Here is an 11,558-nt window from a genome sequence, read left to right on the forward strand (position 1 = left end):
CGACTCACCCGCAGGCCTGCGCGCATTCGCAGACAGAGGCGGCCGCCACGTTTCGGAATCGGCCAACCTGGCCGACGGACAACAGCTGATCCCGGGCATCAAGCGGAGACGAACTCACATGAGCATCTTCGAAGGTTTGAAGGTCATCGACTGCGGCAGCTTCATCGCCGCGCCAACCGCCGCGACGCTGCTCGGCGACTTCGGCGCCGACGTGATCAAGATCGAACCGCCCGGTGCAGGCGACGCGTTCCGTCAGGTGCCGAAGCTGCCGGGCATGCCGAGATCCGACCAGCCCTATGGCTGGCTGCTCGACAATCGCAACAAGCGCGGCCTTGCGCTCGACCTGTCGAAGCCCGAGGGCCAGGCGGTGCTGCATCGCCTCGCCTCCACCGCCGACGCCTTCATCACCAACTATCCGCTCGCGGTCCGCAGGAAGCTCGCGATCAGCTACGAGCGGCTTGCCGCGGCGAACGACCGGCTGATCTACGCCTCCTTCACCGGCTATGGCGAGACCGGCGACGAGGCGGGCAAGCCCGGCTTCGATGTCACGGCCTACTGGGCGCGCTCAGGCCTGATGGACATGGTGCGGAGCGACGCCAGCACGCCGCCGGCGCGGGCGCTGGCCGGCATGGGCGATCACCCGTCGGGCGTTTCGCTGTTCGCGGCCGTCGCGGTGGCGCTGTATCAGCGCGAGCGCACGGGACGCGGCACCCAGGTCGGCTCCTCGCTGCTCGCCAACGGCGTCTGGTCGAACGGCATCATGGCGCAGGCGGCGTTGTGCGGGGCGACGTTCACGCCGCGGCCGCCGCGCGAGAATCTGTTCAATGCGCTCGGCTGCTACTACCGCTGCCGCGACGGCCGCTGGCTGCTGCTCGCGATCGTCAACGAGCAGCGCGACTTTCCGACCGTGGCGAAATGCCTCGGCCTCAACGACCTGCTCACTGATCCGCGCTTTGCCAAGCAGGCCGATCGCTTCGCCCGTTCCTCCGAATTGATCGCCCTGTTCGACGCGGCATTCGCGACGCGTGACCGGGACGAATGGCGAGCCCGCCTCGATGAAGCAGGCATCGTCTTCGAATGCGTTGCCGAGATGGGCGACCTGTCCGCCGACCGGCAAATGCTGTCGGCCGGCGTGCTGGTGCCGTTCGAGAACGACGAGATGCTGACCATCGACAGCCCGTTCTTTGTCGACGGTGCAACCAAGGTGAAGCCGCGCAAGGCGCCCGCGGTCGGTGAGCACAGCACGCAGATCCTGCGCGAGGCCGGCTACGATGACGCGGCCATCGCCGGGATGCGCGAAAGCAAGGTCCTGGCGTGATGCGCTGACCGCAAGGCGGCGCCTACCGCCCTCACCGCACGCACGAGAAAAGGCCGCGCCCTCGAATGAGAGGCGCGGCCAGTCTCGAGGCGCCCGAACCGGGGGGCACCACAGCGGCGGTGTGGCGCAGCTGAGGTTCGGAGGACGCCCCCGAGCAGAAGCGATCAGCGCCCGACACGCTTCCAACTCCCTGACGAGCCATCGCATTTGCCGTCGATGGCCAATCTATGCATCGAGTTCGACCACGAGGAGGTTCGACGAGGCCGGTTCGGAGGTGACTTATGGACAGCGTGGAGTAACGAGCGGTCACATACAGCGCTGCGCCGCCCGCACGGCCTTCACACCGGCGAAGAGACCCGGAAATCGGACGGGCTCTTGCCGGTCCAGCGGATGAAGGCATGCCGGAAGTTGGCGGCGTCGCTATAGCCCAGCCGGCTCGCGATCTCCTCGTTGGTCATCGCGGTCTTGCGCAGATATTCCATCGCTAGCCGCGTCCGCACCTCGGCGAGCAGCTCACGATACGATGTATCTTCCGCTTCGAGCCTCCGCCGCAGGGCACGCGGATGCATCGACAGCCGCTCGGCGATCGCTTCGATGTTCGGATACCTGCCGGGCTGCTCGATCAGGACCCGCCGGACATCGGCGGCGATGCCGCCTGCATGATTGACCTCGGACAGCACCTGCTCGCACATCTCGCGCGCCATTCCGTGGGTGCGGGAATCCGCCAGCGCCACCGGACCGTCGGCCTGAGACAGCTGATATCTGTACTCGTTGCCGCGCTGGCGAAACTGGACCGGGCAGTCGAAGAACATCTGGTAGGCGTCGGCATGCGCCGGTTCACCATAGGCAAGGGAAATCCGCGAGAAGCAGAACGACTCGCCCGCCAGGTCCTTCATCGTCGTCAAATGCGACGACAGGGCGAACTCGGCCGCGAAGCGATGCACGTCTTGCGTCGGATTCGGCCAATGCAACGGCTCGAACGCACAGACGACCGCCGCGCCGTCATACGAGTATTTCGCATCGCACAGCGGGCCGACGACCCGAAGGTATCGATTGGCGAAGGCGCGCGCATCGTCATAGGTCGCGCTGCTCAGCAAAGCATATCCGTACATTCCGTGCGCGGTCACGCGCATGCGCTGTCCGGCGCGGAGCGCAACCGTCGGTTCGTTCGACAGCCGCAGTGCATTGCGAACCACGATGTCGATCTGCCGGTACGAGATACGCGTCGTATGAGCTTCGAGCTGATCCTCGGTCAAGCCGGTGCCCGCCAGCGCCACGGACGATCGAACCTGTTGCCTGCCGAGCTCGGCGATGATGGCGGCAATCAACTGCGCCGAATATACATGCTGGTCGAAATCCGGCGGCAATTGGCATTCCGGCACAGCGTCTCGCAGGCGCCTTCCAGCGCTCATGGTCGTCTACCTCCTTGGACCTAAAGTCTTGCTCAAATCGAAATCATTCGCAATGCCGGCAGCAACTGGCCGGCTTCCCCTATCCCCAACCTTGGGACAGCGCGCGGATCGTATCCAATCATGCCGAGTTCGCTATCGAGGTAATTCGCCGGCACCGCCGTGCTTCAGCATTCCACGACGTTCACCGCGAGCCCGCCCAGCGATGTCTCCTTGTATTTGGACTTCATATCCTCGCCGGTCTGCAGCATCGTCTTGATGACGGCATCAAGCGATACATAGTGCTTGCCGTCACCACGCAGCGCCATTCGGGCGGCGTTGATGGCCTTGACGGCGCCCATCGCGTTGCGCTCGATGCAAGGGATCTGCACCAGGCCCCCGACGGGATCGCAAGTGAGTCCGAGATTGTGCTCCATCCCGATCTCGGCGGCGTTCTCGACCTGGGCCGGCGCACCGCCGAGCACGGCCGTCAGGCCGCCTGCGGCCATCGAACAGGCGACGCCGACCTCGCCCTGACAGCCAACTTCCGCGCCGGAAATCGAGGCATTCGCCTTGTAGAGCATTCCGATCGCGGCCGCGGTGAGCAGGAACGTCACGACGCCGTCGTCGGTCGCGCCCGGACAGAACTTGACGTAGTAGTGCAGTACGGCCGGGATCACGCCAGCGGCGCCGTTGGTCGGCGCAGTCACGATCCGTCCGCGTGCTGCATTCTCCTCATTCACCGCCATCGCGAAGGCGTTGACCCAGTCCATCGCCGCCAGCGGATCGACGCTCTCGGTGTCGCTATTGCGGGCCGACAGTTCGCGGTAGAGCGCCGGTGCGCGACGGCGAATGCCCAGCGGCCCGGGCAACGGTTCGGCCGCGCCGGCATTGTCGATTCCGAAGCCGCGGTCGACGCATTGCTTCATCGTCTCCCAGATCTTCAGGAGGCCGGCGCGGACGTCCGCGTCGGTGCGATGTACGCACTCGTTGGCGAGCACCATGTCGGCGATCGAGCGACCACTCGACTGCGCACGTGCAACCAGCTCGGCGCCAGTGCCGAACGGATACGGCCAGACCGGGAGCTCGGCGCCTGCGCCGCCAGCGGCGTCGCCAAGGCCACGCTCGATCACGAATCCGCCGCCGATCGAGAAGTAGTAGCGTTCCGCCAGCAGACTGCCGTCGGCCGCGAACGCCACAAGGCGGATTCCATTGGGATGTTCCGGGAGTGCGCTGTCGGGCTTGAACACGATATCGTGCCCGCGCCGAAACGGGACCGGATGAACGTTGAGCAGCCGCAGCTCGCCGGAGCGCCGGATGTCCGCAAGCTGCGGAGCCACCTCGGCCGGATCAACCGTATCGGGCTTTTCGCCGAGCAGGCCGAGGATCACGCCGAGATCGGTCGCATGCCCTCGCCCGGTCGCGCCCAGCGAGCCATAGAAATCGGCGCGGACCCGTACCGTTCTGGAAAGCAGGCCATCGCGCTCGAGCGCGCGGACGAATTGGCCGGCCGCGCGCATCGGCCCCACCGTGTGCGAACTCGAGGGGCCGATGCCGATCTTGAATATGTCGAAGACCGAAAGCATCAGGCAGCAGGCAGTTGTTGCTTGACGAGCTCGACCCAATACGCGGCGCCCATCGGCAGGATGGCGTCATTGAAATCATAGTACGGGTTGTGCAACGGCGGATCATTGGCGGTCTCGCCCGCGCCGATACAGATGTAAGCGCCTGGGCACTCCTGCAGCATGAACGCAAAGTCCTCCGATCCCATCGCCGGCTTGATGTCGGTTTGCACCTGTTCGACGCCGACGAGGTTTGCGGCGGCCGACGCCGCGGCATTCGCTTCGGCGGGCGTGTTGATCACTCCCGGATAACCTCGCATGTAGCTCAGATCGATCTTTCCGCCATGGGTTTGCGCCACGCCGGCGCAGACCTGCTTCATGGCAGCCTCGACCTGATCCTGTATCTCGGCGTCCAGCGTTCTGACCGTACCGCGCAATGTGACGGTTTCGGGCACCACGTTCCAGGTGTCGCCGCCATGGATCTGTGTGACGCTCACGACGGCGGCGTCCATGGCACCGATGCGGCGGCTCACGATGCCTTGTAGCGCGGAGACGAGATCGGCCGACACCAGGATCGGGTCGATGCCCTTCTCCGGCGTCGCGGCATGACAACCGCTCCCGGTCACGACGATCTCGAACGTATCGAGGAAGGCTGTCGCAATGCCGGTCCGGATCGCGAATTTTCCTCGCGGGATATTCGGAATGTTGTGCATCCCGTAGACCGCGTCGGCGGGAAACAGCTTGAACAGCCCCTCCTCGACCATCCTCTTGCCGCCGCCTTCATTCTCCTCGGCGGGCTGGAACACGAAGTGAACAGTGCCGCGGAACGGCCGGCGGCGGGCGAGCTGCACGGCAGCGCCAAGTAGCATTGTGGTGTGGCCATCATGGCCACAGCCGTGCATCTTGCCGGCGCGCGTTGACTTGTGGACGCGGTCCCCGAGCTCCTGGAGATCAAGCGCATCCATGTCGGCGCGCAGCGCGATCGTCGGGCCTTCGCCGTTCTTCAGCGTTCCGACCACGCCGGTTCCGCCGAGGCCGCGATGGACCGGAATCTGCATCTCCATCAGCGCATCGGCCACGAGCTGGGCGGTGCGGTGCTCTTGGAACGCGGTTTCCGGGTTGGCATGGATGTCATGGCGCCAATCCAGCATGCGGGCACAGATATCGTCGGCGATTCCAAACTTCTCTGACATGCGTTGGTCCATCTGTTCGTGGGTTAGCGATGGAAGAATTCGGCGATCAATGTCGCACCGAAAACCGTGCCCGCCGCAGCCGTCAGCGAGACCACCACGATACGCCAGCTCAGCTTCCTGAAGATCGGAAGATCCTTAGCGACCGAGAAGCCGGCGAGCGTCAGCACAGGGGTCGTGAAAGCCAGGAAGTTCAGCTTGTCGACCGAGCCGATCATCGCGTTGGAAAACGGCAGCAGGCCGGGAATGCCGAGCACAGTCGTGACCACGACCAGGACAAGGATGTGCGGCACTTTCGGCAACAGACGGGCAACGACGTCGACCAGCAGGACGACCGCGAGCACCACCAGGAGACCTGCGCACGATTCCAGCAGGGGAACCTTGTAGGTGAGCGAGTTGCCGATCAGGACGCCGCCCGCAACAGTAATCCACGCGAGCAGCGAGTCGGAGAAGCCGAACGTGCCGTGCTTTGTCTCGCTGGCGCTGGCGATCGAGGGCCCGAGATCTCCCGACGTGAAGTTCGAGAACCGGCCAAGCACTGGTTCCAGCCTGTCATACAGCCACGAGCAAACCGGCAGCGAGAAGAACAGGGCGAAATAGAAGCCGAGGACGGCGGTCATCAGGTTCGCCGCCGAGGCGATCGCGATCAGTTCTTTCGCTATCTCGGGAGGATTGTGGCCGTTGATGGTGCCGATCGCGGCCGCCATCATGCTGCCCGAGCCGACGCCAGCGCCCATCGCGAGCGACCGCGGATCGAAGATGTGCAGGCTGGCGACAAAGCCGGCCAACAGCGCGATGAACAACGCACCGAGCACGGTGCCCGTGATGTACTCGGCCAGCACGCCGCGCCCCTCGGCGGAGTTCATGCCGTATTTCTCGCCGATGATCACCATGTTGCCTTCACGGCCGATCGAAAACGTCGCGCCGACCGCTTCGCGCTTGACGCCGAGCAGGAGCGCAATCGGCAGGCCGAGGACGAGCGTGCCGAAGGTGTGCCCGAGCTCCTGGAAGATCAACGCCCAGCCTGCCTTCTGCACCTCCGGCAGCGCGCCGCCGACCGTGAATGCCATCTTGATCACGAACAGCAACAGGCCCGCGTTGAGCAGTTGTCCCGCATAGGTCTGCAGGCTCGGCCCGATCCGCGCGGCGGTAGGTAGATAACGCGCTGAGAGGCTCCATGCGGCCGCAATCAGCAGCGCCCACACCATCGGTTGAAGCAGCACCTTGCCCGGTCCGATCTGGAACTGGACGATCCCGACCGTCTCAGCGACGGCAACGATGATCAGAACGGCAACGAACAGCGTGAGCTTGCCGGTGCTTGCGGGATTGACCGCCGGGGCGGCCAGGTCTGCGGAAGGCGAAGAGGTCGATGTCATGATGCTGGACACCTCCGGAAAATGATTGCGAGGCAATGCGGTGAACGGTGAACAACCTGCCCGCGCAGCATCAGGGAGAAAGCAGCTTGCATCAATGATCGTGTCATCCTATTTCCGTTGCATTTTTTGCAACGTTGGCAGAACGCAGATCCGACCGGCGAAAGCCGGCATGACCGCGACCGTTGCCGTCATGGATGCAAACGGTACGAGGACGGCGAAGCGATTCCTCGGCCAGTCCTCGTGCTACTCGATCGCACCGGGCGCACCGCCCGGTTCGAGCTTCTGCACGTCCGCCACATTGACGCCAAGCACGACGATGTCGTGCGTCTTGCCCTGAAGGTCCTTCACCTGATCACGCAACAGCGCCTCGGCTCGGAAGCCGAGTGCCTCGAAGATCGTGATCGCGCGGGTCTGGTCCGACGTCATCTGCACGGTCAGGCGTTCCAGGCCCATCGACAACGCGAGGTCAAAGGCCTCATTGGAAAGTGCCCGTCCGATGCCGGTGCCACGTACATGCGAGGAGATCACGGTCCTGATCTCGCCGACATGGGCCGACCACGACATGGGGTCCCGCACGATTGTGCCGCACCCCACCACGATGTCGTCCTTTACCACCAGCAGGCTGACGATCGAGCCGCGCTCGATCTCCTTGATCCATGCCGACAGCACCTTCGGCTCACGGATATTCCGCGGCAGGAAAAGCATGTCGTGCACGGCAAGCGCATTGGCAAATTTCCGGACGGCGGCCTCGTCGGCAGGCCCCATCAACCGAAACTCGACGTCCCCGCTCTCGAAGTTGACGCGACGCGGATAGGATCGCATCTTGATGGTCCTCATGCAGATCACTCGCTCAATCGAAATCCAGACTTCGCCGCAACCAATTTGCGAGCTCTGCGCCGTTTCTTCCTGCAGTCCTGCACGCGAGAGCCAGATCAAGCAAGCCGAGCGCACCGATGTCCGAATATAACCCCTGAGACGGCCTGTTTGCACCTTTCCGAACGACGATGAGCACAAGAGCTTGTTGCCAATGACCAATACAAACCCTTCCAGGGACGTCGACGAACGTCCGCTTCACGAGATGCTCCGCAGCCATGCCCGCGAGCGGCCGGAAAAGCCGGCCTGCATCTGGTATGGCCGTGCCATCACGTTCCTCGAGCTCGATCGCGCGAGTGATGCATTCGCGGCGCGCCTGCAGCAGCTCGGCGTCGCCAAGGGCGAGCCGGTCGCGCTGTTCATGAACAACTGTCCGCAATACCTGATGGCGCAATACGGCATCCAGAAGATCGGCGCCATTGCCTCGCCCTGCGGGGCGCTGAACAAGGAGCACGAGCTCGCCTACCAGCTCGACGATCTCGGCGCGCGCGTGATCGTCGCGGCCGAACCGCTCTTGCCGATCGTGGCTCAGGTCCGTGACAAGACCAGGCTCGAGCATGTCTTCGTGGTCCGCTACCCTGACCTGCTGCCCGAGCGGCCGCCGATCGGCGCTCCCGACGAGCTGTTCGCATCCGGCTCCAGGCCGGCCGGTACGGCCGGCGAGATCGAGGACTTCCTCGCCGTCACCGCAAGCGGCGCGTCGCCCCGCGATGTCGCGATCGACATGAACGATACGGCGCTGATGATCTACACGTCTGGCAGCACGGGTCGGCCCAAGGGGGCGATGCTGTCCTATCGCAACGTCATCTTCAAGACGGCCGCGACCGTGACGTGCAACGGGATCGGCGCCGAGGACGTGCTGCTCTCGATCGCGCCGCTTTATCACATCGCCGGCATGGTGATGGGCGTCAATGCACCGGTCTATGCCGGCGCGACGTCCGTGCTGCTGTACCGGTTCGATCCGCTCGTAACGGCCCAGGCGATCGACCGCTATCAGGTGAGCTGGTGGTACAGCGTCGCGCCGATGAACGTCGCGGTCACGCAGCTCCCGAACATTTCCGACTTCAGGCTGAAAAGCCTCCGCGTCAATCCCGTGACCAGTTTCGGCATCGACTGGACCGAAGCGCTTGCGGGGCAATGGCAGGCCGTCGCGTCGAACTGCGAGAGCTTCGAGGCGGCGTACGGGCTGACCGAGACCCACACGGTCGACACTTTCATGCCGCGCAACGCAATCCGCTGGGGCACGCATGGCAGGCCGGTGCCCGGCAACGAGATCCGGATCGTCGATCCCGACTCCGGCACGGACATGCCGGCCGGCGTCCCCGGCGAAATCGTGATCCACGGCCCGGGCGTATTCAAGGGTTACCGCAATCGTCCCGACGCGACCGCGGAAGCGCTGCGCAATGGCTGGCTACACACCGGCGACATGGGCCGCCTCGATGCCGACGGCTATCTGACCTTCATGGGGCGCTTCAAGGAGATGATTAAGGTCTCCGGCTACAGCGTCTTCCCGGAAGAGGTCGAGTCGATCCTGAACAAGCACCCCGACGTGGCGGCGTCGGCCGTGATCGGCGTGCCCGACGCAACCAAGGGCGAAGTGGTCAAGGCCTTCATCGTCCTGGCGCCGCGCGCCGAGCTGGACACCGCCCAGCTCGCGGCATGGGCGCGCCAGAACATGGCGCCTTACAAGGTGCCGCGCGATGTCAGCTTCGTGACCGAGTTGCCGCGCTCACCGGCCGGCAAGCTGTTGCGGCGGCTGCTCAAGGACTGACGCAAAGCTGCCCGACCGGCCGATGGCGCGCGCTGGAAATCCCGATCAGCTCATGTCCTAAAATCACTCCCAACCTGGTCCGACGGCACCTTTTCGGGGCTCGATACCCATGTTTGGCATGCCTCTTTGACCCGACGATTCATCGGCAAAGACCAAATTGCAGCCTGCGACATGTTCAGTCACGACGACGAAAGCTCGAGCATCAAGTACCGGCGACGTATGAAACGGATGATCGAAGCGCTCAGCAGAGAACTGACGCTGCAAGGCATTATCGGTCAGGGGACGACCACGGATCTGCGGGTGGACATTATCAGCCTGGCCGAAACCGCACTCATGGTGTGTGACTTCGATAAGGTCGCGGACTGACGCGTCTCCTGGACAGAATGAAAGACTTTCGTGCGCCGAGCGACCTTGCCGGCCGCCAAAGAACCGGCACACAGACCCTCGGCAGATAGGCACTTCGAAGACTGAAAGCTGTCATCTTGTTGGTATTGCTGTTGGTATCCGCAGCAATCGGCGGCTAAAACTATTGCAAATTCAATTCGTTATGCCATTAGGCGATTATCGGCCAGGGGCACCATTCATCCGCACGAAGGCTCGTCCCGGCGTAGCCCGAAGGGCGAAGCCGAATCCCGCCGCTGGGCGCCATTCGCGTGCGATCCAGGCCGTAAACATTCGAAAGACCTCCCCTTAGCTAGAGGGGGCCGGTTTCCTGCCGCGCCCGAGCGCGAATTGACCGACCGGGCCCTCCACGTGGAATTCAAGCCCCGTCATTTTTGCAAACAGATCGATGTTGCAGGTGCCGATTGCGCAGCCACCAAGGCCCATGTCGGTCGCCGTCAGATAGAACGTCTGGATCAGGTTGCCGACGTCCTTCAGGATCAACGAATATGCGATTGAGCTGTATTTCCAGGAGATCCGCCCAAAGCGCGCGGCGATCGTGATCAAGACCTGCGGTGGACCGGATGCGTCCATGGCAAACTCGGCCGCCGTAGAAAGCGCTTGGAGTTGTTGGGCGGAGGTGTCGATCGCGACAAGCGCGTGGCTGCCCGCGTCATAGTGGTAAAGTCCACGTGCAAGCTCCCCGCAGTTCAAGACCGCCAAGTATAGTTCCAGCTCATACGCGCCGCCTGCCGACGGATAGGGTCTTGCGCTGTAGGTGACCTCGGGACCGCCGTCAAAATCTGCGCCGATCTTCCATTCCGACAGCACGCGGGCTGTCGTGTCGAGAAACTGCGCGAGCTCGGCGAGCGTGACCGGATGCTGGTCGTCGAAATCTCGTATTGAATGGCGTTCGCGCAACAGCTTCGCGAAGTGCGAGACCGACCCCGACGTGGAGAATTTGCCGAGGTCGATCTTCTTGCCGGGCCAAGGCGGGCGCACCGCGGGTAGCGGTGGAACGACGCCCGCATGGGTGAACGCGCCGCCAACTGGATTGGTGTGCCGGCCCTCCGTGCTCCTCGTATGAAACACGAGATCGTGGAAGTCCCAGAGAACGAGATTGCCGTCGCCTTCATTCACCCGAAGGCCGTCGCCGTCTTTCGCATTGAGCCTAATCAGCATCTTGCTGTCGAGCAGCAATCCGAGCAGATCGAGGTTCGCGGAGGCCGCATGGCGGCGAAGCTCGCTGATCTTCTGAGGCCGCGACAGGGCAGCGAGGGTGGCAGCGATGGCGGGATCGAAAATCCGAAACAGCGCGCCGGCGCGCGGTGATTCCAGCACCATCTCGCTGTCGCGCCGGCGCAGATAGGCGAAGCGCGACAACACAATGGTATCACCGCTCCCCAGCTTTGCGCGTTGTGGCCAGTATTCGGCGACCTGCGGCTCGATGACCACGAGGTCTTGCTCGTCACGCGGAGAGCATAAGCGGTATTCGAGAAGTCCATGCCCTGCCAGTCGCCGCACGAGGGCATGAACCTGCCTCGCGAGGACGCCTTTGCCCGCAAAGGAGGCGAGCGGCAGGCCGCTGGTGAGATGTCCCGCATGGTCGACCGCTGCCGCGCTGAATTGTCCCAGATTGATCGAGTAGCCGCCCAAACCTGCAGCGATGCTTCCGTCCGCCTGCATGTGAAGGGAGCAA

General features: G+C 63.8%; 9 protein-coding genes. 3 read left to right on the forward strand and 6 right to left on the reverse strand.

The window, feature by feature from the left end; genetic code table 11:
• Positions 1 to 118: 118 nt before the first annotated feature.
• Positions 119 to 1,318, forward strand: coding sequence for a CaiB/BaiF CoA transferase family protein (locus ACVWZM_RS12900; RefSeq protein WP_076825172.1), 1,200 nt, complete (start codon positions 119 to 121; stop codon positions 1,316 to 1,318).
• A 338-nt stretch (positions 1,319 to 1,656) separates the two neighbouring features.
• Here the strand turns inward: ACVWZM_RS12900 and ACVWZM_RS12905 are convergent, their stop codons facing one another.
• From ACVWZM_RS12905 to ACVWZM_RS12925, 5 genes are all read right to left on the reverse strand, one after another.
• Positions 1,657 to 2,730: an AraC family transcriptional regulator gene (locus ACVWZM_RS12905; RefSeq protein ID WP_082653722.1), complete on the reverse strand. Its 1,074-nt coding sequence runs from the start codon at positions 2,728 to 2,730 to the stop codon at positions 1,657 to 1,659.
• A gap of 164 nt (positions 2,731 to 2,894) precedes the next feature.
• Positions 2,895 to 4,295 (reverse strand): L-serine ammonia-lyase, encoded by a 1,401-nt coding sequence (locus ACVWZM_RS12910; protein WP_057016430.1) that lies wholly within the window; start codon positions 4,293 to 4,295, stop codon positions 2,895 to 2,897.
• Positions 4,292 to 5,461: a M20 aminoacylase family protein gene (locus tag ACVWZM_RS12915; protein WP_456853414.1), complete on the reverse strand. Its 1,170-nt coding sequence runs from the start codon at positions 5,459 to 5,461 to the stop codon at positions 4,292 to 4,294. Before ACVWZM_RS12915 ends, ACVWZM_RS12910 begins: the two co-directional genes overlap by 4 nt.
• Before the next feature lie 23 nt (positions 5,462 to 5,484).
• Positions 5,485 to 6,834 (reverse strand): DUF3100 domain-containing protein, encoded by a 1,350-nt coding sequence (locus tag ACVWZM_RS12920; RefSeq protein WP_456853416.1) that lies wholly within the window; start codon positions 6,832 to 6,834, stop codon positions 5,485 to 5,487.
• Positions 6,835 to 7,077: 243 nt separating this feature from the next.
• Positions 7,078 to 7,671 carry a GNAT family N-acetyltransferase gene (locus ACVWZM_RS12925; RefSeq protein WP_168857377.1) on the reverse strand — a complete coding sequence of 198 codons (594 nt, stop codon included), beginning with the start codon at positions 7,669 to 7,671 and terminating at the stop codon, positions 7,078 to 7,080.
• Between the two features lie 190 nt (positions 7,672 to 7,861).
• Between ACVWZM_RS12925 and ACVWZM_RS12930 the strand changes: the two genes are divergently transcribed.
• Positions 7,862 to 9,478, forward strand: a complete 1,617-nt coding sequence (locus tag ACVWZM_RS12930; protein WP_456853418.1) for an AMP-binding protein — start codon at positions 7,862 to 7,864, stop codon at positions 9,476 to 9,478.
• A gap of 126 nt (positions 9,479 to 9,604) precedes the next feature.
• Positions 9,605 to 9,844 (forward strand): hypothetical protein, encoded by a 240-nt coding sequence (locus ACVWZM_RS12935; RefSeq protein WP_141340218.1) that lies wholly within the window; start codon positions 9,605 to 9,607, stop codon positions 9,842 to 9,844.
• Between the two features lie 324 nt (positions 9,845 to 10,168).
• Here ACVWZM_RS12935 and ACVWZM_RS12940 read toward each other — a convergent pair whose 3' ends face one another.
• Positions 10,169 to 11,545, reverse strand: coding sequence for a SagB/ThcOx family dehydrogenase (locus tag ACVWZM_RS12940; RefSeq protein WP_456856689.1), 1,377 nt, complete (start codon positions 11,543 to 11,545; stop codon positions 10,169 to 10,171).
• Positions 11,546 to 11,558: the final 13 nt, after the last annotated feature.

The sequence above is a fragment of the Bradyrhizobium sp. USDA 4501 genome (genome assembly GCF_054062115.1).

Coding starts and splice junctions, on each gene's coding strand:
- ACVWZM_RS12900 (WP_076825172.1), top strand. CDS start 119: ATGAGCATCTTCGAAGGTTTGAAGGTCATCGACTGCGGCAGCTTCATC.
- ACVWZM_RS12905 (WP_082653722.1), bottom strand. CDS start 2,730: ATGAGCGCTGGAAGGCGCCTGCGAGACGCTGTGCCGGAATGCCAATTG.
- ACVWZM_RS12915 (WP_456853414.1), bottom strand. CDS start 5,461: ATGTCAGAGAAGTTTGGAATCGCCGACGATATCTGTGCCCGCATGCTG.
- ACVWZM_RS12920 (WP_456853416.1), bottom strand. CDS start 6,834: ATGACATCGACCTCTTCGCCTTCCGCAGACCTGGCCGCCCCGGCGGTC.
- ACVWZM_RS12925 (WP_168857377.1), bottom strand. CDS start 7,671: ATGAGGACCATCAAGATGCGATCCTATCCGCGTCGCGTCAACTTCGAG.
- ACVWZM_RS12930 (WP_456853418.1), top strand. CDS start 7,862: ATGACCAATACAAACCCTTCCAGGGACGTCGACGAACGTCCGCTTCAC.
- ACVWZM_RS12940 (WP_456856689.1), bottom strand. CDS start 11,545: ATGCAGGCGGACGGAAGCATCGCTGCAGGTTTGGGCGGCTACTCGATC.